Annotated in this window: 23 protein-coding genes; 16 read left to right on the top strand and 7 right to left on the bottom strand. The window is 64.8% G+C overall.

Annotated elements, in window-relative coordinates:
- A partial coding sequence (locus ACLV8F_RS12840) for an S-adenosylmethionine:tRNA ribosyltransferase-isomerase (RefSeq protein WP_411884600.1) occupies positions 1 to 558 on the bottom strand: 558 nt, incomplete at its 3' end.
- Positions 559 to 575: 17 nt separating this feature from the next.
- Between ACLV8F_RS12840 and recG the strand changes: the two genes are divergently transcribed.
- The 4 genes from recG (at position 576) to ubiA (ending at position 5,387) form a co-directional block, all read left to right on the top strand.
- Entirely contained in the window at positions 576 to 2,726 is a 2,151-nt protein-coding gene (gene recG, locus ACLV8F_RS12835; RefSeq protein WP_411884599.1) for an ATP-dependent DNA helicase RecG, read from the top strand.
- A 47-nt stretch (positions 2,727 to 2,773) separates the two neighbouring features.
- The gene (locus ACLV8F_RS12830; protein WP_411884598.1) at positions 2,774 to 3,769 is read left to right on the top strand and encodes a LysR substrate-binding domain-containing protein; all 996 of its coding nucleotides are present in this window, start codon (positions 2,774 to 2,776) and stop codon (positions 3,767 to 3,769) included.
- Between the two features lie 90 nt (positions 3,770 to 3,859).
- Positions 3,860 to 4,372 carry a Dps family protein gene (locus ACLV8F_RS12825; RefSeq protein WP_411884597.1) on the top strand — a complete coding sequence of 171 codons (513 nt, stop codon included), beginning with the start codon at positions 3,860 to 3,862 and terminating at the stop codon, positions 4,370 to 4,372.
- Between the two features lie 157 nt (positions 4,373 to 4,529).
- Positions 4,530 to 5,387 (top strand): 4-hydroxybenzoate octaprenyltransferase, encoded by an 858-nt coding sequence (ubiA, locus tag ACLV8F_RS12820; protein ID WP_411884596.1) that lies wholly within the window; start codon positions 4,530 to 4,532, stop codon positions 5,385 to 5,387.
- Positions 5,388 to 5,463: 76 nt separating this feature from the next.
- Here the strand turns inward: ubiA and ACLV8F_RS12815 are convergent, their stop codons facing one another.
- From ACLV8F_RS12815 to ACLV8F_RS12795, 5 genes are all read right to left on the bottom strand, one after another.
- Positions 5,464 to 5,688, bottom strand: coding sequence for a hypothetical protein (locus tag ACLV8F_RS12815; protein ID WP_411884595.1), 225 nt, complete (start codon positions 5,686 to 5,688; stop codon positions 5,464 to 5,466).
- A gap of 149 nt (positions 5,689 to 5,837) precedes the next feature.
- Positions 5,838 to 6,683, bottom strand: coding sequence for a pyrroline-5-carboxylate reductase (proC, locus tag ACLV8F_RS12810; protein ID WP_411884594.1), 846 nt, complete (start codon positions 6,681 to 6,683; stop codon positions 5,838 to 5,840).
- 6 nt (positions 6,684 to 6,689) lie between these two features.
- A complete protein-coding gene (locus ACLV8F_RS12805; protein WP_411884593.1) occupies positions 6,690 to 7,880 on the bottom strand; it encodes an esterase-like activity of phytase family protein in 1,191 nt (396 codons plus the stop codon).
- A 49-nt stretch (positions 7,881 to 7,929) separates the two neighbouring features.
- Positions 7,930 to 9,423, bottom strand: coding sequence for a glycerol kinase GlpK (gene glpK, locus ACLV8F_RS12800; protein ID WP_411884592.1), 1,494 nt, complete (start codon positions 9,421 to 9,423; stop codon positions 7,930 to 7,932).
- 36 nt (positions 9,424 to 9,459) lie between these two features.
- Entirely contained in the window at positions 9,460 to 10,227 is a 768-nt protein-coding gene (locus tag ACLV8F_RS12795) for a DeoR/GlpR family DNA-binding transcription regulator (RefSeq protein ID WP_411884591.1), read from the bottom strand.
- A gap of 279 nt (positions 10,228 to 10,506) precedes the next feature.
- Here ACLV8F_RS12795 and ACLV8F_RS12790 point away from each other — a divergent pair, with 279 nt between their 5' ends.
- From ACLV8F_RS12790 to ACLV8F_RS12760, 7 genes are all read left to right on the top strand, one after another.
- Positions 10,507 to 11,592, top strand: a complete 1,086-nt coding sequence (locus ACLV8F_RS12790) for an ABC transporter ATP-binding protein (protein ID WP_411884590.1) — start codon at positions 10,507 to 10,509, stop codon at positions 11,590 to 11,592.
- Positions 11,579 to 12,658, top strand: a complete 1,080-nt coding sequence (locus ACLV8F_RS12785; RefSeq protein ID WP_411884589.1) for an ABC transporter ATP-binding protein — start codon at positions 11,579 to 11,581, stop codon at positions 12,656 to 12,658. The genes ACLV8F_RS12790 and ACLV8F_RS12785 overlap by 14 nt, the downstream gene beginning before the upstream one ends.
- On the top strand, positions 12,655 to 13,545 hold the full coding sequence (locus ACLV8F_RS12780; protein WP_411884588.1) for a carbohydrate ABC transporter permease: 891 nt from the start codon (positions 12,655 to 12,657) through the stop codon (positions 13,543 to 13,545). Before ACLV8F_RS12785 ends, ACLV8F_RS12780 begins: the two co-directional genes overlap by 4 nt.
- The gene (locus ACLV8F_RS12775) at positions 13,542 to 14,354 is read left to right on the top strand and encodes a carbohydrate ABC transporter permease (RefSeq protein ID WP_411884587.1); all 813 of its coding nucleotides are present in this window, start codon (positions 13,542 to 13,544) and stop codon (positions 14,352 to 14,354) included. The genes ACLV8F_RS12780 and ACLV8F_RS12775 overlap by 4 nt, the downstream gene beginning before the upstream one ends.
- 13 nt (positions 14,355 to 14,367) lie before the next feature.
- A complete protein-coding gene (locus tag ACLV8F_RS12770; RefSeq protein WP_411884586.1) occupies positions 14,368 to 14,676 on the top strand; it encodes a DUF2160 domain-containing protein in 309 nt (102 codons plus the stop codon).
- 100 nt (positions 14,677 to 14,776) lie between these two features.
- A complete protein-coding gene (locus ACLV8F_RS12765) occupies positions 14,777 to 16,507 on the top strand; it encodes an ABC transporter substrate-binding protein (RefSeq protein WP_411884585.1) in 1,731 nt (576 codons plus the stop codon).
- A 130-nt stretch (positions 16,508 to 16,637) separates the two neighbouring features.
- A complete protein-coding gene (locus tag ACLV8F_RS12760; RefSeq protein ID WP_411884584.1) occupies positions 16,638 to 18,224 on the top strand; it encodes an FAD-dependent oxidoreductase in 1,587 nt (528 codons plus the stop codon).
- On the opposite strand, the gene ACLV8F_RS12755 is transcribed toward ACLV8F_RS12760, so the two are convergent.
- Positions 18,200 to 18,505, bottom strand: a complete 306-nt coding sequence (locus ACLV8F_RS12755) for a hypothetical protein (RefSeq protein WP_411884583.1) — start codon at positions 18,503 to 18,505, stop codon at positions 18,200 to 18,202. The genes ACLV8F_RS12760 and ACLV8F_RS12755 overlap by 25 nt on opposite strands.
- A 94-nt stretch (positions 18,506 to 18,599) precedes the next feature.
- On the opposite strand from ACLV8F_RS12755, the gene rplN reads away from it, so the two are divergent.
- From rplN to rpsH, 5 genes are read left to right on the top strand one after another with little or no spacing between them, the layout of a single operon-like run.
- Positions 18,600 to 18,968, top strand: a complete 369-nt coding sequence (gene rplN, locus ACLV8F_RS12750; protein ID WP_007869247.1) for a 50S ribosomal protein L14 — start codon at positions 18,600 to 18,602, stop codon at positions 18,966 to 18,968.
- Between the two features lie 9 nt (positions 18,969 to 18,977).
- On the top strand, positions 18,978 to 19,298 hold the full coding sequence (gene rplX / locus ACLV8F_RS12745; RefSeq protein WP_411884582.1) for a 50S ribosomal protein L24: 321 nt from the start codon (positions 18,978 to 18,980) through the stop codon (positions 19,296 to 19,298).
- Position 19,299: 1 nt separating this feature from the next.
- A complete protein-coding gene (rplE, locus tag ACLV8F_RS12740) occupies positions 19,300 to 19,875 on the top strand; it encodes a 50S ribosomal protein L5 (RefSeq protein WP_411884581.1) in 576 nt (191 codons plus the stop codon).
- Between the two features lie 8 nt (positions 19,876 to 19,883).
- Complete coding sequence (rpsN, locus tag ACLV8F_RS12735; RefSeq protein ID WP_411878484.1) at positions 19,884 to 20,189, top strand: 30S ribosomal protein S14; 306 nt, start codon at positions 19,884 to 19,886, stop codon at positions 20,187 to 20,189.
- A gap of 18 nt (positions 20,190 to 20,207) precedes the next feature.
- On the top strand, positions 20,208 to 20,603 hold the full coding sequence (gene rpsH, locus ACLV8F_RS12730; RefSeq protein ID WP_122954342.1) for a 30S ribosomal protein S8: 396 nt from the start codon (positions 20,208 to 20,210) through the stop codon (positions 20,601 to 20,603).
- Positions 20,604 to 20,609 lie beyond the last annotated feature (6 nt).

Below are 20,609 nucleotides of genomic sequence, written 5' to 3'. Positions count from 1 at the left end.
GGGCGCGGCCACGGCGCCCGGGTTTTTGGCGAACACCGTCTGGTAGCGCTGCTCGTCGTCGGCGGAATCGGTGTGCGTGATGTAGGGCGGCAGCGGCACGTGGCCGTGCTGCGCCATCAGCGCGTAAGGGTCACTGCTCAGGCGAAATCGGTACAGCGGCCCGCTTTCTTCGGGCCAGCGGCCCAGCAGGGTGGCGGTGAAGCCGCCGTCCATCTGCAGCACCGCGCCCGGCAGCGGTTTTTTGCTGACCTTCATGTGGGCGGCAACCTCATGGCCCTGGTCCGCATGCGGCGACAGCACGCGCTCAATCAGCAGCTCCAGCTTGCCGCCGCTGGTTTTCTGGCCGAAGAGGCGGGCCTTGACCACCTTGGTGTCGTTGAAGACCAGCAGGTCGCCCGGCAGCAGCAGGCCGGGGAGTTCGGTGAAACGCCGGTCCACCGGCGGGCTTTTGCGTCCGTCGAGCAGGCGCGAGGCGCTGCGCTGGGCGGCGGGGTGCTGGGCTATGAGTTCTTCGGGCAGCGTGAAATCAAAATCGCTGAGGGTGAAATGCTTGTTCATGAAGGCACAATTGTCCCATGTCGCCTACAGGTGCCTCCGCCCGCAAAACCGTCCCGCCCGAGGCTGCGGCCGGGGAGCAGGCCGCGCCGCAGGCCAAGCCTGAAAAGGCCCTGGCCAAATCTCCGGCCCAGAAAGCCCTGGAAAAACTGGGCTTGCGCCGCGACATCGACCTGGCCCTGCATTTACCCCTGCGTTATGAGGACGAAACCCGCATCGTGCGCCTGGCCGACGCCCGTGACGGCGACCTGGTGCAGATCGAAGGCGTGGTGACGCACAGCGACATTGCATTCCGCCCGCGCCGGCAACTCAGGGTGACGGTGGACGACGGCAGCGACACCTGCGTGCTGCGCTTCATCAATTTCTATCCGGCCCACCAGAAAACCCTGAGCGTAGGCGCGCGGGTGCGGGTGCGCGGCGAGATACGCGGCGGTTTTGTCGGCCGCGAGATGATCCACCCCAGTTTCAGGCTGGCCGAGGGCGATCTGCCCGGCGCACTGACGCCGGTCTATCCCACGGTGGCCGGACTGCCGCAGAACTACCTGCGCAAGGCGGTTCTCAGCGGCTTGTTCCGCGCCGACCTGCGCGAGACACTGCCCGAGGAGGTGCTGGGCAAAAGCCTGCCGCAGCCCCTGTGGAGCCTGCGCGATTCGCTGCAGTTCCTGCACCATCCGACGCCCGACGTATCGCTGGCCACGCTGGAAGACCGCAGCCACCCGGCCTGGCAGCGTCTGAAGGCCGAGGAGCTGCTGGCCCAGCAGCTGTCGCAGCTGCAGGCCAGGCGCATACGCGCGGCCATGCGCGCGCCGGCGCTCACGGGCCCGCCCATGCGCGGCACGCAGTGCACGCTGGAAGAACAATTGCTGGAGCGCCTGCCCTTTCGCCTCACCCCCGCGCAGCAGCGCGTGTGCGCCGAGATTGAGGTGGACCTGAAAAAAAACATCCCCATGCACCGCCTGCTGCAGGGCGATGTGGGCGCCGGCAAGACCGTGGTGGCGGCGCTGGCCGCGGCCCGCTGCATGGACGCCGGCTGGCAGTGCGCGCTGATGGCGCCCACCGAAATCCTGGCCGAGCAGCATTTCCGCAAGTTGCTCGGCTGGCTGGAACCCCTGGGCATCAAGACCGCCTGGCTGACCGGTAGCCAGAAAGCCAAGGAGCGGCGCGAGATGCTGGCCATGATTGAGAGCGGCGACGCCGGCCTTGTCATAGGCACACATGCCGTGATCCAGGACAAAGTGAAGTTCAAAAACCTGGCGCTGGCCATCATCGACGAGCAGCACCGCTTCGGCGTGGCGCAGCGCCTGGCGCTGCGCAGCAAGATGACCGAAGGCGGGGAAGAACCGCATTTGCTCATGATGACCGCCACGCCGATTCCGCGCACCCTGGCCATGAGCTATTACGCCGACCTCGACGTCTCCACCATCGACGAGCTGCCGCCCGGCCGCACGCCCATCGTGACCAAGGTGGTCAGCGACGCGCGGCGCGACGAGGTGGTCGCGCGCATACGCGGCCAGCTCGCCGAGGGCCGGCAAATCTACTGGGTTTGCCCGCTGATCGAGGAAAGCGAGTCGATCGACCTCGTCAACGCCACGCAAACCCACGAAGCGCTGGGCGCGGCCCTGCCCGGCGTGATGGTCGGCCTGCTGCATTCGCGCATGCCGGTGGCCGAAAAGAAGGCGGTGATGGCCTTGTTCACCAGCGGCGTGATGGGCGTGCTGGTCAGCACCACGGTCATCGAGGTCGGTGTGGACGTGCCCAACGCCTCGCTGATGGTGATCGAACACGCCGAGCGCTTCGGCCTGAGCCAGCTGCACCAGCTACGCGGCCGCGTCGGGCGCGGCGCGGCGGCATCGGCCTGCGTGCTGCTGTATTCGACCGGCGATGCGCCCCGGCTCGGCGAGATGGCGCGCGAGCGCCTGAGAGCCATGGTGGAGACCAATGACGGTTTTGAGATCGCCCGGCGCGACCTCGAAATCCGCGGGCCCGGCGAGTTCCTGGGCGCGCGCCAGTCCGGCGCGCCGCTGCTGCGGTTTGCCGACCTGGCGACGGACACCGAGCTGCTGGCCTGGGCGCGGGGCCTGGCGCCCACCATGCTGGACCGGCATGCGGAGCTCGCGCACCGGCACATCCTGCGCTGGCTGGGTGGCAAAGCCGAGTACCTGAAGGCCTGAGAGTCACCTTGCGGCACGGCGATTGAGAAAAGCAGCACAATAAGCCCATGACGCTGACCGAACTCAAATACATCGTCGCCGTGGCCCGCGAGAAGCATTTCGGCAAGGGCGCCGATGCCTGCCACGTTTCGCAGCCCACGCTCAGCGTGGCCATCAAGAAGCTTGAGGAAGAACTGCAGGTCAAGCTCTTTGAGCGCAATGCCAACGAAATCACCGTGACGCCGCTGGGCGAAGAGATCGTGCGCCAGGCCCAGAGCGTGCTCGAGCAGGCCGACAACATCCGTGAAATCGCCAAGCGCGGCAAGGACCCGCTGGCCGGCCCGCTGCGCCTGGGCGTGATCTACACCATCGGCCCCTACCTGTTGCCCGACCTGGTGCGCCAGGCCATCGCGATGACGCCGCAGATGCCGCTGATGCTGCAGGAGAACTTCACCGTCAAGCTGCTCGAAGAGCTGCGCACCGGCGAGATCGACTGCGCCATCCTGGCCGAGCCCTTTCCCGATGCCAACCTGGCGATCGCGCCGCTGTATGACGAGCCTTTCATGGCGGCCGTGCCCAGCGGGCACCCGCTGGCCGCGCTCAAGGGCGTGACGGCCGAGGAGCTCAAGAAGGAAACCATGCTGCTCTTGGGCACCGGCCACTGCTTTCGCGACCACGTGCTCGAGGTCTGCCCCGAGTTCGCGCGCTTTTCCAGCAGCACCGAGGGCATACGCAAGAGTTTTGAAGGCTCCTCGCTGGAAACCATCAAGCACATGGTGGCCGCAGGCATGGGCATCACGCTGGTGCCGCGCCTGGGCGTCCCCAAAGAGGCCTTGCTGGAACAGGCCGCCGCCAAAAAAACCGCCAAGGGAAAAGCCGCCCCGGTTCGCAATGGCGCGGCCGAGCAGCCTTCCTTCATCAAGTACCTGCCTTTCGAAGGCGAGGTGCCGAGCCGGCGCGTGGTGCTGGCCTGGCGGCGCAGCTTCACGCGCTATGAAGCCATTGCCGCGCTGCGCAATGCCATTTATGCCTGCGAGTTGCCCGGCGTAAACCGCCTGTCGTGAATGCCGTCTATGGCGTGCATTGAGCGCGGCTGTTGCGGCGCCCGCCCTGATTTCGTAAAGTTGTCCCTGAATCTTTAAAAAGGAAACACCATGGCCAAGACCTCTGCCAAACCCGCCGGAAAACCAGCCCCCTCCATCAACATCGGCATCAGCGAAAAAGACCGCGCGGCCATCGCCAAGGGCCTGAGCCGCCTGCTGGCCGACACCTACACGCTCTACCTGACCACCCACAACTTCCACTGGAATGTGACGGGGCCGATGTTCAATACGCTGCACCTGATGTTCATGACGCAGTACACCGAGCTCTGGGCGGCCGTGGATCCCGTCGCCGAACGCATCCGCTCGCTGGGCCATCCCGCGCCGGGCTCCTACGCCCAGTTCAGCAAGCTGGCCTCGATTCCGGACGTGCCGGTGGTGCCGCCCAAAGCACTCGAAATGGTGCGCATCCTGGTGCAAGGCCATGAAGCCGTGGCGCGCACCGCGCGCGAGCTGTTCCCGCTGGCCGACAAGGCCAGCGACGAGCCGACGGCTGACTTGCTGACGCAGCGGCTGACCGTGCACGAACAAACCGCCTGGATGTTGCGCTCTTTGCTGGAAGAGTAAGTCTTGCATGAGCGTTTCGGACGAGGCTGATAACGGCAGATCAGCACCGCTGCAGGCAAACAGCGTGACGGACGCTTCTTCTCCAGCAGGGGCCGCGGAACCGGCTTTGCCGGGCCGCAGGCGCAGCGCCCCCTCGGGGGGCAGCGTATTACACGAAGTGAAAAGCGTGGGGGCTCTCTACCTCCAGCTGATCCGCTGGAACCGTCCGGCGGGCTGGTTGCTGCTGCTCTGGCCCACGCTGTCGGCGCTGTGGGTGGCTTCGCATGGCTTTCCGGGCTGGCACCTGATTGCTGTCTTTACCTTGGGAACCGTCCTGATGCGCAGCGCCGGCTGCTGTGTCAACGACGTGGCCGACCGGGACTTTGACCGCCACGTCAAACGCACGGCCCAGCGGCCGGTGACCAGCGGCGCGGTGTCGGTGCGCGAGGCGCTCGTCGTCGGCGCCGTGCTGGCGTTGCTGGCCTTCGGCCTGGTGTTGACGACCAACACCGCCACCATCGCCTGGTCCTTCGCCGCGCTGGCCATCACGCTGGCCTACCCGTTTGCCAAGCGTTATGTGTCCATGCCGCAGGCCGTGCTGGGTGTTGCCTTCAGCTTCGGCATTCCCATGGCTTTTGCCGCCGTGCAGTCGCGCGTGCCGCTGCTGGCCTGGGTGCTGTTGCTGGGCAACCTGTTCTGGGTGGTGGCTTATGACACCGAATACGCCATGGTGGACCGCGACGACGACCTGAAGATCGGCATGAAAACCTCAGCCATCACGCTGGGCCGTTTCGATGTGGCTGCGGTGATGTTTTGCTACCTGGCCTATCTGGCGATCTGGGCCTGGGCGCTGGCGGGCATCGTGCAGTCACCGCTTTACTGGATCGCGATGGGTGCGGCGTTGCTGCAGGCGCTGTGGCATGGCTGGCTGATCCGCAAGCGCGAACGCGAGGACTGCTTCAAGGCTTTTCGCCTGAACCACTGGCTGGGCTTTACGCTGTTCGCGGGCATTGCGCTGTCTTACCTGGGGCGTTGACCCGGCAAATACCGCCCGGAAGTCGCCCATGAAAAAGCCCGCTTGAAGCGGGCTTTTTTGTGTCAGCGAAGGCTGATCAGGCTGCGGCTTTTTTGGCCTTGGCTTTGACTTTGCGCTTGGCTTTCTTGGCTTTTGCCTTGGTGGCGGTGGCTGCTTTTTGCGCAGGTGCGGCGGCTGGCGCGGCGGCGGGAGCTGCCGCGGGTGCGGCGGCAGGCGCCTGGGCCGATGCGGACGTGGAAATCACGGCCAGGGGCATGGCGAGGACGGCTGCGCTGATGAGGGTGGACAGAAGTTTGTTCATGTGAGGCTCCGGATGTTAGAGAAAGTTGTAACGCGGATGCTGCCGGGGTTTCCCACGAGAGGGTGGATCAAGACAAGCTGCACGTACGCCCATGTTCAACGTTTGCCCTCGCCGGGCGGTTGACGCCGCCCTTGAGGCTGCAAGGTTGATCACGCGCCGCCGAACTCATCGCCCAGTTCCGCGGCGCGCTGGCGGGCGGCGTGGATGGCGCGCATGAACTGCATCTTGACGCGGTCCTGTTCCATGGATGTCAGCGCAGCGTAAGTGGTGCCGCCTTTGGAGGTGACCCGCGCGCGCAGCTCCTGCGGCGGCTCGTCCGAGGCCTGCGCCAGGGCCGAGGCGCCCACAAAGGTGCCGATTGCGAGCTGGCGCGCCTGCGCCAGGGGCAGGCCCATGTCGGTGCCGGCCTCGATCATGGCCTCGATGAAATAGAACACATAGGCCGGGCCCGAGCCGGACAGCGCGGTCACCGCGTCGAGCTGGGCTTCTTCGGCCAGCCACAGGAAGTCGCCCGTGGGTTTGAGGACTTTTTCAATCGCCACTTTGTCGGCATCGGTGGCGGCTTCGCGCGCGAACAGGGCCGTCATGCCCTTGCCGACCAGCGCCGGTGTGTTGGGCATGGCGCGCACGACGCGCTCGGTGCCCAGCCAGCGCGCGATGCTGCTGGAACGCACGCCGGCGGCCACGCTCAGGTGCAGGGCGTTTTTGGTGTGAAAGCGCGTTTGCAGCGCCGCATCCTTGAAGACCTGCGGCTTGACCGCCCACACCACCAGGCTCGCGGCGGCCAGCCAGGCGCCCGGGCCTTCATGCACCTGCACGCCGAATTGCTGGGTGAGTTTGGCGCGCTGTTCGGCCAAGGGCTCGACCACCTGGATCTGGCTGGCCGGCAACCCCTGCTTGAGCAGGCCGCCCAGGATGGCGCTGGCCATGTTGCCGCCGCCCACGAAGGCGATGTGTTCGATGCTGGTGGTAGAGGTGGTGGAAGAGGGAGTCATGCGTTGTCAGTCCAAAAATTCAAAGGCCAGCCACTGGCTGGTTTGCCGCGCGCTGAAATTGTCGTCGCTGATGAACATGAGGCTGCGGCGCCCATTGGGAAGCACCGGGCCCCAGCTCATGCCTTCGGTATTGTCCAGCCGTTTAAGCCGTGGGCCGGTGCCCGCGCCGGTAAAGGCCGAAAAATCGGCCAGCAGGGTTTTGGCGGCCGCGCGGTACGCGCCCGGCTGGAGGACGGGAAGCGCGAGCGTGTCGGAAGCCTGGCCCGTGTCGACCAAGTACAGGCGCAGCGAATTGCCCGCCTCGGTGCCCCAGCCGGCCATATAGGCGCGCTCCAGCACCAGCATGCGTTCGGCGTCCAGCATCAGGATTTCCGACACGCCGTTGTCGGCGAAGGCGGTGGGCGGCACGGGCGCGCGCGGGATCGCGTCGGGCACATAGGCGATCTGCCGCAGGGCTTTGCCGCTGTTGATGTCGATTTGCGTGAATCGGCAGGGCCCACCCGGTGCCCCTACCGTGGGCATGGGGCCGTCCTGCAGCAAGGCGTTTTCCATGGCGATCCAGGCGGTCTGGCCGTCGGGCGCCAGCGCCAGGCCTTCCAGCGTGAGGTTGCCGCGCGGCCCCGCGCCGGCCTGGAAGTTGAACATCGCCGGCAGCGCGAACTCACGCACAAAGCTGCCGTCGGGGCGTGCTTCGCGCAGCCACGGCGCGGCGCCCGTGAGCGCGTGGCCTTCGCTGGTCCAGAGCAGGGTGTTGCTGGCCGCGCGCCAGCGAATGGCTTCCGGGTCGGGCACGGGGCCGCCCTGCAGCGCAGAGGGATAGGGCTTGCCGTCGGCCTGCCGCAGTGTGGAGACGCCCAGCAATTCGGGCTCGCCCAGGCCGTCCGCGCCCAGCGCCATGCGCGCGGTGTAAAAGCGCGCGGGGCTGGTGCTGGAGTTCGCGCCGTCGTCGCTGACCAGGTAGTACAGGTCGGCGGCAGGGTCGTAATCCATGCCCGACAGGCCGCCGACCGTGCTGCCCTGAAACTGCAGGCGGTGCGCAAAGCGCGATTCACCGATCAGGCGCAGGCGAGCGCGCGGCGGCTGGGCTGGCGCGGCCATCGGCAGCGGTACCGCGCAACCGGCCAGGCCCAGCACGACGGCCGCGCCGGCTCCGAGAACGAGGCTGCGCCTGGAGAGGGGAGCGGGATGCGTATTCATGCGGCCAGTCTAGCGGCCGCGCCTGCGGGAAATGTGACAGCGGTCGCGTTTACTGCGCCACGGCCTGCCGCACTGCCTGCTCCCAGCGAGCCATCAGTTCGGCAGCCCGGTCCGCGCCCAGCGTCGGCAAAAACTTGCGCTCGGCCCGCCACATGCCCGACAGTTCGTCGATGCTGCCGTAGACGCCGCTGGACAGCCCCGCCAGGTAGGCGGCGCCCAGCGCGGTGGTTTCGATCACCGCCGGGCGTATCACCGGGATACCCAGCAGGTCGGCCTGGAACTGCATCAGCAAATCGTTGACGCAGGCGCCGCCGTCCACGCGCAACTCGGCCACGGGAGCCGCGCCGGCGCCGACCGCGTCGCGGCTCATGGCCTGCAGCAAGGCGGCGCTCTGGTAGGCGATGCTTTCGAGCGCGGCGCGCGCGATATGGGCGACGGTGGTGCCGCGCGTGAGGCCGGTGATGGTGCCGCGCGCGTCGGGTTTCCAGTAGGGCGCGCCCAGGCCGGTGAAGGCCGGCACCATCATCACGCCGCCCGAGTCGGGAACGCTTTCGGCCAGTCCTTGCACTTCTGCGCTGCCCTTGATGGCGTGCAGGCCGTCGCGCAGCCACTGCACCACGGCGCCGCCGACAAACACGCTGCCCTCGATGGCGAACTGGGTTTGCGCCGAAATCTGTGCGGCGCTGGTGGTCAGCAAGCCGTTGTGCGAGGTCTGGAACTGCCCGCCGGTGTGCATCAGCATGAAACAGCCGGTGCCATAGGTGTTTTTCGCCATGCCGGCCTTGAAGCAGGCCTGGCCGAAGAGGGCGCTTTGCTGGTCGCCGGCGACGCCGCCTATGGCGATCGCCTGGCCCAGCAGGTCGGGCCGTACTTCGCCGTAATGTGCGCTGGAGGGCAAGACCTTGGGCATCAACGAGGCCGGGATGCCCAGCAGCGCCAGCAGTTCATCGTCCCACTGGTTGGTGTGCACATTGAACAGCATGGTGCGCGAAGCGTTGCTGACGTCGGTGGCGTGCAGCGCGCCGCCCGTGAGCTGCCACATCAGCCAGCTGTCGATGGTGCCGAAGGCCAGTTCGCCGCGCTCGGCCTGTGCGCGCGCGCCGGGCACGTTGTCGAGCAGCCACTTGAGTTTGGTGCCTGAAAAATAGGCGTCGACCAGCAGCCCGGTTTTGGACCGGATCAGGCTTTCCTTGCCCTGCTCGCGCAAGGCGGCGCAGGTGGCTTCGGCGCGCCTGTCCTGCCAGACGATGGCGTGGTGGATGGGCTGGCCGGTCTTGCGGTTCCAGACGGCCGTGGTCTCGCGCTGATTGGTGATGCCCAGCGCGCGTATGTCGCCGGCCTTGATGTTCGCTTTGGCCAGCACCTCGCGCGCCGTGGCCAGCTGGGTGCGCCAGATTTCCATCAGGTCGTGCTCGACCCAGCCGGGCCGGGGGTAGAGCTGCGGCAGCTCCTGCTGGGCCAGGGCCACGATGTGGCCGTGTTCGTCGAACACGATGCTGCGGGAACTGGAGGTTCCCTGGTCAAGGGCAAGAAGGTAGGTCATGCGCTGGAGTGTATGAAAACCTGGCCGCCACTATGTTCAGGAGTGCGCCACCTCGCAGCTCACGTCGGCTTCCTCCAGCAGGGCCAGGAAGGGATCGGGCGGCGGCATGTCGGTGAACAGGCGGTCGATTTGCGAGAGCGTGGCCAGCTCCACCATGGCCGGGCGGTTGAATTTGCTGCTGTCGGCGGCCAGCCAGACTTCGCGGGCGTGGCCGATGATGGTTTGTGCAACCTTGACCTCGCGGTAGTCGAAGTCGCGCAGCGAGCCGTCGGGCTCTATGCCCGAGATGCCGATGACGGCGATGTCGACGCGGAACTGGCGGATGAAGTCGACCGCCGCCTCGCCCACGATGCCGCGGTCCCGCGCGCGCACCACGCCGCCGGCCACGATGACTTCGCAATCCGTGTTGCCGCAGAGCACGGCCGCCACATTGAGATTGTTGGTGATGACGCGCAGCCCCTTGTGGTTCAGCAAGGCCTTGGCGATGGCTTCGGTGGTGGTGCCGATGTTGAGGATCAGCGAGCAGTCATTGGGGATGCGCCTGGCCACGGCCCGCGCGATGCGCGCCTTGCCCTCGGCGTTGAGGCTTTCACGCTGGCGGTGCGCGATGTTTTCAATGGTGGAGTTCGGCACCCGCACGCCGCCGTGAAAGCGTGTCAGCAGCCCGGCTTCGGACAGCCGCTGCACATCCCGCCTGACGGTCTGCAGGGTGACGTTGAGCTTGTCGGCAAGCTGCTCAACCGAGGCCGACCCATGGGTGCGCACCACGTCAAGAAGCTTGATTTGCCGGGGGTTGGAGTTCACGCGGGTCCAGGTCTGGGAAGGCAGGCAATTAGAAGGACTTAAGGATAGGCCTCGAAGAAACTTTATATCGAAACAAAAGGAAACAGATAAGGGAAAACAAGTAGATCAAACAATCATGAAAGAAGAAAAATAGAAAAAAACCGAACTTCAACAAGGTTTTGTTCACACGTTTCGAGGGGAGTTTTTCTTGCGCATTGACTTCAATCTCTTGCCCGCCGCCGCCCTGGCCGAGCCGCGAAATCCCTTGTTCCAGCCCATCCAGGGCAGGGGAGCGGCGTGATGCAGCTGGCCCTGGACAACATCAGCAAAAAAGTCGGCGCCGAGCAGTGGCTGTACGGCATGACCCTCGCGCCGCGCAGCGGGGAAGTCACGGTGCTGCTGGGTGCCACGCAGGCCGGCAAGACCAGCCTGATGCGCATCATGGCGGGGCTGGACGTCCCCACGCAGGGCAAGGTGCTGGTCAACGGCGCCGATGTGACCGGCACGCCGGTGCGCGAGCGCAACGTCGCCATGGTCTACCAGCAGTTCATCAACTACCCCTCGCTGCGCGTAGCCGACAACATCGGCTCGCCGCTCAAGCTGCGCGGCGAAAAAGACATCCACCAAAAGGTGCGCAGCCTGGCCGCGCGCCTGCACATCGACAGCTTCCTGGACCGCTACCCGGCCGAGCTTTCCGGCGGGCAGCAGCAGCGCGTGGCCCTGGCGCGCGCGCTGGCCAAGGGCGCGCCGCTGATGCTGCTCGATGAACCGCTGGTCAACCTTGACTACAAGCTGCGCGAGGAACTGCGCGAAGAGCTGACCCAGCTCTTCGCCGCCGGCGACTCCACGGTGATATACGCCACAACAGAGCCGGGTGAAGCCCTGCTGCTGGGCGGCTACACCGCCGTGATGGATGGCGGCGAACTGCTGCAATACGGCCCGACGGCCGAGGTCTTCCACACGCCGCAGTCCCTGCGCGTGGCGCGGGCCTTCAGCGACCCGCCCATGAACCTGATGGCCGCGCTGCCCGCCGCGCAGGGCCTGCAGCTGGCGGGCGGCCCGGCGCTGGCGCTGCAACTGCCCGAAGCGTCGGCCCAGCGCCTGGCCTCCTTCACGGCGGGGGTGCGCGGCAGCGCCTTGCGCATCGCGGCGCGGGATGGCGACGTGGCGTTACCGGGCAAGGTCGAGCTGGCCGAAATTTCGGGCTCCGACACCTTTGTCCACGTGGCGACGTCCGTGGGCGAACTGGTGGCCCAGCTCACCGGCGTGCACTACTTCGAACTGGGCGCGCCCGTTACCCTGTACCTCGATCCGGCGCAGGTCTATGTGTTTGATGCGGAAGGCGCGCTGCTGCTGGCGCCAAGGAGGGCTTATGGCGCGCATTGACCTGGACCTGGCCCATGCCTACCGGCCCCACCCGCGCGAAGACAGCGACTACGCGCTGCTGCCGCTGACGATGAGCTTTCGCGACGGCGGCGCCTACGCGCTGCTGGGCCCCTCGGGCTGCGGCAAGACCACCATGCTCAACATCATGTCCGGCCTGCTGGTGCCGTCCCAGGGTACGGTCAAATTCGACGGCGTGGACGTGACGCACGCCACACCGCAGCAGCGCAACATTGCGCAGGTCTTCCAGTTCCCGGTGATCTACGACACCATGACGGTGGCCGAAAACCTGGCCTTCCCGCTGCGCAACCGCAAGGTGCCGGAAGACCAGATCAAAAAACGCGTGGGCGAAATCGCCGAGATGCTGGACATGAGCGGCCAGCTCAACCACCGCGCGGCCGGGCTGGCGGCGGACGCCAAGCAGAAAATCTCGCTGGGCCGCGGCCTGGTGCGGCCCGACGTGTCGGCCGTGCTGTTCGACGAACCCCTCACGGTCATCGACCCCCACCTCAAATGGCAGCTGCGGCGCAAGCTCAAGCAGATCCACCACGAACTCAAGCTCACGCTGATTTACGTCACGCACGACCAGGTGGAGGCGCTGACCTTTGCCGAAGAGGTGGTGGTGATGACGCGCGGCCGCGCGGTGCAGACAGGCTCGGCCGACGCGCTGTTCGAGCGGCCCCGCCACACCTTTGTGGGCCACTTCATCGGCTCGCCCGGCATGAATTTTTTACCGGCCACGGTGACGGGCGGCGCGCTGCGCGTCGCGGACCGGCCGCTGGCGCTGCCGCCCGAACGCGCCATGCCCGACGGTGAACTCAAACTGGGCGTGCGCCCCGAATACGTGGTGAAGACCGCGCCCGGCGACCCGGCGGCGCTGCCCTGCACCGTCACGCTGGTGCAGGACATCGGCACGCACTGGATGCTGACGGCCCGGATCGGTGAGCACACCCTGAAAGCCCGGCTGAACCCGGCGGCGCGCGCGCCCAAGGTCGGCGAGGAAGTCTGGCTGCAGGTCATGGGGCCGCACACCTGCCTGTATATCAACGATGAACTGGTGGACGCATGAGCACGACGACAAAACCGGTGAATCAAAAGGCCTGGCTGCTGGTGCTGCCCGTCATCATCTGCGTGGCTTTTTCCGCCATCCTGCCGCTCATGACGGTGGTCAACTACTCGGTGCAGGACATCATCTCGCCCGAGCGCCGCGTGTTTGTCGGCACCGAGTGGTTTGCCTCCGTGATGCGCGACGAGGAGTTGCATGCGGCGCTGTGGCGGCAGCTCACCTTCTCGCTGGCGGTGCTCGCGGTCGAGATCCCGCTGGGGATCGCGCTGGCGCTCTCCATGCCGGCGCAGGGCTGGAAGGCATCGCTGGTGCTGGTGCTGGTCGCGCTGTCGCTGCTGATCCCCTGGAACGTCGTGGGCACCATCTGGCAGATTTACGGCCGCGCCGACATCGGCTTGCTGGGCGCCATGCTGCAGAAGATGGGTTTTGACTACAGCTACACCGGCAACGCCACGCATGCCTGGGTCACGGTGCTGATGATGGACGTCTGGCACTGGACGCCGCTGGTGGCGCTGCTCTGCTACGCCGGCCTGCGCTCCATCCCGGACGCCTACTACCAGGCCGCGCGCATAGACGGCGCCAGCAAGTTCGCGGTGTTCCGCTACATCCAGCTGCCCAAGATGCGCGGCGTGCTCATGATCGCCGTGCTCTTGCGCTTCATGGACAGTTTCATGATCTACACCGAACCCTTTGTGCTCACGGGCGGCGGGCCGGGCAATGCGACGACCTTCCTCTCGCAATACCTCACGCAAAAAGCCGTCGGCCAGTTCGACCTGGGCCCGGCGGCGGCCTTCTCGCTGATTTACTTTTTGATCATCCTCTTGCTGTGCTTCATCCTCTACAACTGGATGCAGCGCGTCGGCACGCAACAGAAGGAGGGCGTGGAATGAACCAGCCGAAATTACAGGCGCGCACGCTGTTCCTGATTGCCTACATCGTGTTCGCGCTCCTGCCCATCTACTGGATGGTCAACATGAGCTTCAAGACGAATGCCGAAATCCTGTCGAGCTTCTCGTTTTTCCCCCAGCATTTCACCTGGGACAACTACAAGACCATCTTCACCGACCCGTCCTGGTATTCGGGTTACATCAACAGCCTGATCTACGTGGCCATCAATACGGTGATCTCCATCACCGTGGCCTTGCCGGCCGCCTATGCGTTCTCGCGCTACAGCTTCCTGGGCGACAAGCATGTGTTCTTCTGGCTGCTGACGAATCGCATGACGCCGCCGGCGGTGTTTTTGCTGCCCTTCTTCCAGCTCTACACCACGGTGGGGCTGATGGATACGCACATCGCGGTGGCGCTGGCCCACCTGCTGTTCAACGTGCCGCTGGCGGTGTGGATCCTCGAAGGCTTCATGAGCGGCATCCCGCGCGAGATCGACGAGACCGCCTACATCGACGGCTACTCTTTCCCGCGATTTTTTGTGCGCATCTTCCTGCCGCTCATCAAGGCCGGTGTCGGCGTGGCGGCGTTTTTCTGCTTCATGTTCAGCTGGGTGGAACTGCTGCTGGCGCGCACGCTGACCAGCGTCAATGCCAAGCCCATCGTTGCGACCATGACGCGCACCGTGTCGGCCTCGGGCATGGACTGGGCCACGCTGGCCGCGGCCGGCGTGCTGACCATAGTCCCGGGCGCCATCGTGATCTGGTTCGTGCGCAACTACATCGCGAAGGGTTTCGCGATGGGCAGGGTCTAGAAGGAGATGACAAATGTTTGAGTGGATGGCCTGGACAACGCCGGTGGCGGTTTTTTTCTGCTGCATCGTGCTGATGCTGGCGGGCATGACGGTATGGGAGCTCAAGTCGCCGACGACGCTGCGGCGCGGCTTTTTGCCGCTGGAAACCACGCGCGGCGACCGGCTGTTCATAGGCCTGCTCAGTGCGGCCTATGTGAACCTGATTTTTGTCGGTATCAGCGGCAAGCTGGCCGGCTGGCTGGGGCTGGAGGCCGACCCGTCGATCTGGATCAGTTTTGTGCTGTCCATGGTGTTGCTGGCCGTGATCATGCGCAAGGGTTAGCAAGCAAAAAAGAAGAAGCGGAAAAAAAGGAACCCGGCTCATATTCCCCGGAGCCGAACCACCTTCCACCACGGGGAGTGAACCAATGAGGAGACAAGTCATGAAAGTGCGTTATTCGGTATTGGCGATGGCGGCTGCATATGCCGTGGCCAGCCCCGGTTGGGCCGGCGAAGCCGAGGCGAAGAAGTGGATTGACAGTGAATTCCAGCCCTCCACGCTGTCCAAGGACAAGCAGCAGGCGGAGATGAAGTGGTTCATCGACACCGCCAAAAAGCTGCAGGCCAAGGGCGTGAAGGAAATCTCGGTGGTGTCCGAGACCATCACCACCCACGAGTACGAATCGAAGACGCTGGCCAAGGCCTTCGAGGAGATCACCGGCATCAAGGTCAAGCACGACCTGATCCAGGAGGGCGACGTGGTCGAGAAGCTGCAGACCTCCATGCAGTCGGGCAAGTCGATTTACGACGGCTGGATTTCCGACTCCGACCTGATAGGCACCCATTACCGCTACGGCAAGGTGCTGAACCTGACCGACTACATGGCGGGCAAGGGCAAGGAGTACACCAACCCCGGCCTGGACCTGAAGGACTTCATCGGCACCAAGTTCACCACCGCGCCCGACGGCAAGCTCTACCAGCTGCCCGACCAGCAGTTCGCCAACCTCTACTGGTTTCGCGCCGACCTGTTCGCGCGCAAGGACCTGCAGGACAAGTTCAAGGCCAAGTACGGCTACGACCTGGGCGTGCCGCTGAACTGGAGCGCCTATGAGGACATCGCCGAGTTCTTCACCAACGACGTGAAGACCATAGACGGCAAGCCCATCTACGGCCACATGGACTACGGCAAAAAGGACCCGTCCCTGGGCTGGCGCTTTACCGACGCCTGGCTGTCCATGGCCGGCACCGCCGACATCGGCACGCCCAACGGCCTGCCCATCGACGAATGGGGCATCCGCGTGGCGGCCGACAAGTGCACGCCGGTGGGGGCTTCGGTATCGCGCGGCGGCGCGACCAACTCGCCGGCCGCCGTCTACGCGCTGACCAAGTACGTGGACTGGATGAAAAAGTACGCGCCCAAAGAGGCCACCGGCATGACCTTCGGCGAGGCCGGCCCGGTGCCTGCCCAGGGCCAGATCGCCCAGCAGATCTTCTGGTACACGGCCTTCACCGCCGACATGACCAAGAAGGGCCTGCCCGTGGTGAACGCCGACGGCACGCCGAAGTGGCGCATGGCGCCCGGGCCCAACGGCCCCTATTGGAAGCAGGGCATGCAAAACGGCTACCAGGACGTCGGCTCATGGACCTTCTTTGCCGCGCATGACGAGAACAAGACGGCCGCCGCCTGGCTGTACGCGCAGTTCATCACCGCCAAGACCACCTCGCTGAAGAAGACCATCGTCGGCCTCACGCCGATTCGCGAGTCGGACATCCAGTCCAAGGCCATGACCGACATGGCGCCCAAGCTGGGCGGCCTGGTGGAGTTTTACCGCAGCCCCGCCCGCGTGGCCTGGTCGCCCACCGGCACCAACGTGCCCGACTACCCCAAGCTGGCCCAGCTCTGGTGGAAGAACGTGGCGCAGGCCGTGACGGGTGAGAAGACACCGCAGGCCTCCATGGACACACTGGCCGACGAGATGGACCAGGTGATGGGCCGCCTGGAGCGTGCCGGCATGGCCAAGTGCCCGCCCAAGCTCAACCCCAAGGGAGACCCCGCCAAGTGGCTGAGTGACAAGGCGGCGCCCTGGGCCAAGCTGGCCAATGAAAAGCCCAAGGGCGAGACCATCAACTACGACAAGCTGCTGCAGGCCTGGAAAGACGGCAAGGTGCGCTGAGCTCCCGCAGGCCGCGCGGCCCGTTTTTTGCTGAAACTGACGGCGGCCGATGAAGGCTGTGGCCATAGCGCTGGGGTAAGCTCTGCGCACTTTAAAAAAATGGGTTTGTATGGAACGGGAATCAAAGCCCATGACGGCTGAATCCGCGCCGGCGGCGACGCGGCGCCAGGATTTGATGGCCAGGCTGGCCGAGCCTCGCCAGTACGACGTTGCCATCATCGGCGGCGGCGCCACCGGACTCGGCGTGGCGCTGGACGCCGCCGCGCGCGGGTTTTCCGTCGTGCTGGTGGAATCGCACGACTTCGCCAAGGGCACCTCCTCGCGCGCCACCAAGCTGGTGCACGGCGGCGTGCGCTACCTCGCGCAGGGCAATATTTCACTGGTGCGCGAGGCCTTGCACGAGCGCACCACGCTGCTGGCCAATGCGCCGCACCTGGCGCAACCGCTGCCTTTTGTGATGCCTTCCTACAAATTCTGGGAGGCGCCGTTCTACGGCATCGGGCTCAAGATGTACGACGCGCTGGCCGGCAAGGCGGGCCTGGGCGCCACGGAATTCCTCAACCGGCAGGAAACCCTCGCTTACCTGCCGACGGTGCAGCCGCAAGACCTCAAGGGCGGCGTCAAGTACTGGGACGGCCAGTTTGACGACGCGCGGCTGGCCATGGCGCTGGCCCGCACGGCGGCCCGCCAGGGCGCGCTGCTGGTCAATTACTGCGCGGCCACCGGCCTGATCCATGAGGACGGCAAGCTGGCCGGCCTGCACGCCCGCGACCAGGAAACAGGCCGTGCCTTTGAAATCCGCGCGAACTGCGTGGTGAACGCCGCCGGCGTCTGGGTGGACCAGCTGCGCCTGCTGGACGGCCAGGCCATAGGCCGCGACGCCAAACCCATGGTGGCGCCCAGCCAGGGCGTGCACATCGTGGTCGACCGCTCGTTTTTGCCCACCGACCACGCCATGCTTGTGCCCAAGACGGCCGACGGCCGGGTGCTGTTCGCCGTGCCCTGGCTCGGAAAAACCATCCTGGGCACCACCGACACGCCGCGCCACGACCTGGCGCGCGAACCGCTGCCTTTCCGGGAGGAGGTCGATTTCATCCTGCGCGAATCGGCCCGATACCTGAGCCGCGCCCCGGGCCCGGCGGACATCAAAAGCATCTGGGTGGGGTTGCGGCCGCTGGTCAAGCCGCCCGACGACGACGCCGGCAGCACCCAGGCGCTGTCGCGCGAACACACGGTGCTGGTCAGCAAAAGCGGGCTGGTGACGGTCACCGGCGGGAAATGGACGACCTACCGGGCCATGGCCGAGGACGTCCTGGACAACTGCTTCAAGGCGGCCTTGTTGCCGTCCCGTGCTGGCGGCGCCACTTCCCATTTAAAGTTAGTTGGCGCTCACAACTCGGGCCATACGATCAGCGAAGCGCCTGGCCCTCATCTATATGGCAGCGAGGCTCCCTCCCTGGAAAGCCTGCCGGGCGCTGGCCGTGAACTCGGCGGCGGCCTGACCGAAGCCATGGTGCGTTTCGCCGCCCGCCATGAATATGCGCGCACCGTTGAAGACGTGCTGGCGCGGCGTTCGCGCCTGCTGTTCCTGGATGCCGCCCTGGCCAGGACCCTTGCGCCGGAAGTGGCGGCCTTGCTGCTGCAGGAAAACGCGGTGGATCCGCAGCTGGACGCATTTTTGGCACTTTGTGGTCAGTACCTGAGCCTGCCCGCCTGATTTTTCCGCGCCGCCGGCGAGTTCGATTGAAAAGCGGACCTGTCGCCGGTTTGCTCTGTTTTTAATAGCGCCATGTCAAATCCTGTATTGGCTTTTGATTTGATATCGCCTGCCTTTTTGGGCGCGACATCAAGTCGATTCCGCGGCTTTTTGAACTGCCAGAGCCGCTTGCCGGCTGGCGCGAGGATATTTTCACAACAGCCGGTTGACAGTGCCTGGCGATTTAGTGATAATCGTGGGCTTCGCTCTAAAAGGCGAAGAATTCTGCCTAAAGGAAGCATCGCAAGTGGTTTGCGGTGTGGACGACAGGCCCAAGACTGATTGGCTGGTGATCCCAAGGGGTTGTCTTCCGGTGCAAGTTGGGAACACATTTAAATGATTCAAACGCAATCCAAGCTCGATGTTGCTGACAACACGGGTGCCAAGTCCGTGATGTGCATCAAGGTTCTGGGCGGCTCCAAGCGCCGGTACGCCAGCGTTGGTGACGTCATCAAGGTGAGCATCAAAGAAGCCGCTCCGCGTGGCCGCGTCAAAAAAGGCGAGGTTTACAGCGCTGTGGTCGTTCGCACCGCCAAGGGCATCCGCCGCGGTGACGGCTCCCTCGTCAAATTCGACGGCAACGCAGCAGTGTTGCTTAACGCCAAGCTGGAGCCTATCGGCACCCGCATCTTCGGACCCGTCACGCGCGAACTGCGCACTGAAAAGTTCATGAAGATCGTGTCCCTGGCTCCTGAAGTTCTGTAAGGACTCGCCATGAACAAAATCCGTAAAGGCGACGAGATCATCGTGATCGCCGGTCGCGACAAAGGCAAGCGCGGCAAGATTTCGCTGCGCAAAGACGACAGCTACGTGCTCGTGGATGGGGTCAACCTGGTGAAAAAACACACCAAGCCCAACCCCCTCAAGGGTACCACCGGCGGCATCGTCGAAAAAAGCATGCCGATTCACCAGTCGAACGTGGCAATCTTCAATGCCGCAACCGGCAAGGCGGATCGCGTTGGCATCAAGCTCCTGGCAGACGGCAAAAAAGTGCGCGTCTTCAAGTCCAGCGGCGAAGAAATCAAGGCTGCATAACATGGCAAAGACCGCACCCGTACAACAAGCCGCTGCGCAGGCCCGCCTGCAAGCCCAGTACCGCGAAAAAATCGCCCCCGGCCTGATTGAAAAATTCGGCTACAAGTCGCCGATGCAGGTTCCCCGCATCACCAAGATCACGCTCAACATGGGTGTGAGCGAGGCTGTCGCCGACAAGAAGGTCATGGACAACGCCGTCGGCGACATGACCAAGATCGCCGGCCAGAAGCCCGTCGTCACCAAGGCCAAGAAGGCTATCGCCGGTTTCAAGATCCGCGAAGACCTGCCCATCGGCTGCATGGTGACCCTGCGCGGCGTGAAGATGTATGAGTTCCTCGATCGTTTCGTCACCGTGGCCCTGCCCCGCGTGCGCGACTTCCGCGGTATTTCCGGCCGGGCCTTCGACGGCCGCGGAAACTACAACATCGGCGTGAAAGAGCAGATCATTTTCCCTGAGATCGAGTACGACAAGGTTGACGCCCTGCGCGGTCTCAATATCAGCATCACCACCACGGCAAAGACCGATGAAGAGTGCAAGGCACTTCTCACCGCTTTCCGTTTTCCGTTCAAGAACTGAGGCGGGACATGGCAAAACAAGCTTTACTGCAACGTGAACTGAAGCGCGAGAAACTCGCCGCCAAGTTCGCCAAAAAATACGCTGAACTCAAGGCGACGTCCAACGACGCCAAGCGCTCGGACGACGAACGCGCTCTGGCTCGCCTTGAGCTGCAAAAGTTGCCCCGCAACGCCAACCCCACCCGCCAGCGCAACCGCTGCGCGATCACGGGTCGCCCGCGCGGTACGTTCCGTCAATTCGGCCTGGCTCGCGCCAAGATCCGCGAGTTGGCTTTTGCTGGTGATATCCCTGGTATCACCAAGGCAAGCTGGTAAGCATAGGAGAACCACAAAATGAGCATGAGTGATCCTATCGCCGACATGTTGACCCGCATCCGCAATGCACAAATGGTTGAAAAAGCCGTTGTGCTGGTGCCGTCGTCGAAAGTCAAAGTTGCCATCGCGCAGGTGCTGAAGGATGAGGGCTACATCGATGGCTTCTCCGTCAAGACCGACGAAGGCAAGTCCCAGCTGGAAATCGCCCTGAAGTATTACGCAGGCCGCCCCGTGATTGAGCGCATCGAGCGCGTCAGCCGCCCCGGCCTCCGTGTCTACAAAGGCCATGGCGCCATCCCCCAGGTCATGAACGGCCTTGGCGTGGCAATTGTCACGACCCCGCAAGGCGTCATGACTGATCGTAAAGCCCGCGCTACCGGTATCGGTGGTGAAGTGCTTTGCTACGTGGCCTAACGGCGG

Origin of the sequence: Polaromonas sp. YR568, assembly GCF_943369675.1 — a bacterium.
In the GTDB taxonomy this organism is placed as follows: Bacteria; Pseudomonadota; Gammaproteobacteria; order Burkholderiales; family Burkholderiaceae_C; genus Polaromonas.
The sequence above is the reverse complement of the archived record's forward strand: the minus strand, read 5'-3'. Positions and strand labels throughout refer to the sequence as shown.

Excerpts from the sequence above, each read along its gene's own strand:
- recG (WP_411884599.1), top strand. The coding sequence starts at position 576 with ATGTCGCCTACAGGTGCCTCCGCCCGCAAAACCGTCCCGCCCGAGGCT.
- ACLV8F_RS12830 (WP_411884598.1), top strand. The coding sequence starts at position 2,774 with ATGACGCTGACCGAACTCAAATACATCGTCGCCGTGGCCCGCGAGAAG.
- ACLV8F_RS12825 (WP_411884597.1), top strand. The coding sequence starts at position 3,860 with ATGGCCAAGACCTCTGCCAAACCCGCCGGAAAACCAGCCCCCTCCATC.
- ACLV8F_RS12815 (WP_411884595.1), bottom strand. The coding sequence starts at position 5,688 with ATGAACAAACTTCTGTCCACCCTCATCAGCGCAGCCGTCCTCGCCATG.
- proC (WP_411884594.1), bottom strand. The coding sequence starts at position 6,683 with ATGACTCCCTCTTCCACCACCTCTACCACCAGCATCGAACACATCGCC.
- ACLV8F_RS12805 (WP_411884593.1), bottom strand. The coding sequence starts at position 7,880 with ATGAATACGCATCCCGCTCCCCTCTCCAGGCGCAGCCTCGTTCTCGGA.
- glpK (WP_411884592.1), bottom strand. The coding sequence starts at position 9,423 with ATGACCTACCTTCTTGCCCTTGACCAGGGAACCTCCAGTTCCCGCAGC.
- ACLV8F_RS12790 (WP_411884590.1), top strand. The coding sequence starts at position 10,507 with ATGCAGCTGGCCCTGGACAACATCAGCAAAAAAGTCGGCGCCGAGCAG.
- ACLV8F_RS12785 (WP_411884589.1), top strand. The coding sequence starts at position 11,579 with ATGGCGCGCATTGACCTGGACCTGGCCCATGCCTACCGGCCCCACCCG.
- ACLV8F_RS12780 (WP_411884588.1), top strand. The coding sequence starts at position 12,655 with ATGAGCACGACGACAAAACCGGTGAATCAAAAGGCCTGGCTGCTGGTG.
- ACLV8F_RS12775 (WP_411884587.1), top strand. The coding sequence starts at position 13,542 with ATGAACCAGCCGAAATTACAGGCGCGCACGCTGTTCCTGATTGCCTAC.
- ACLV8F_RS12770 (WP_411884586.1), top strand. The coding sequence starts at position 14,368 with ATGTTTGAGTGGATGGCCTGGACAACGCCGGTGGCGGTTTTTTTCTGC.
- ACLV8F_RS12765 (WP_411884585.1), top strand. The coding sequence starts at position 14,777 with ATGAAAGTGCGTTATTCGGTATTGGCGATGGCGGCTGCATATGCCGTG.
- ACLV8F_RS12760 (WP_411884584.1), top strand. The coding sequence starts at position 16,638 with ATGACGGCTGAATCCGCGCCGGCGGCGACGCGGCGCCAGGATTTGATG.
- ACLV8F_RS12755 (WP_411884583.1), bottom strand. The coding sequence starts at position 18,505 with ATGCTTCCTTTAGGCAGAATTCTTCGCCTTTTAGAGCGAAGCCCACGA.
- rplN (WP_007869247.1), top strand. The coding sequence starts at position 18,600 with ATGATTCAAACGCAATCCAAGCTCGATGTTGCTGACAACACGGGTGCC.
- rplX (WP_411884582.1), top strand. The coding sequence starts at position 18,978 with ATGAACAAAATCCGTAAAGGCGACGAGATCATCGTGATCGCCGGTCGC.
- rplE (WP_411884581.1), top strand. The coding sequence starts at position 19,300 with ATGGCAAAGACCGCACCCGTACAACAAGCCGCTGCGCAGGCCCGCCTG.
- rpsN (WP_411878484.1), top strand. The coding sequence starts at position 19,884 with ATGGCAAAACAAGCTTTACTGCAACGTGAACTGAAGCGCGAGAAACTC.
- rpsH (WP_122954342.1), top strand. The coding sequence starts at position 20,208 with ATGAGCATGAGTGATCCTATCGCCGACATGTTGACCCGCATCCGCAAT.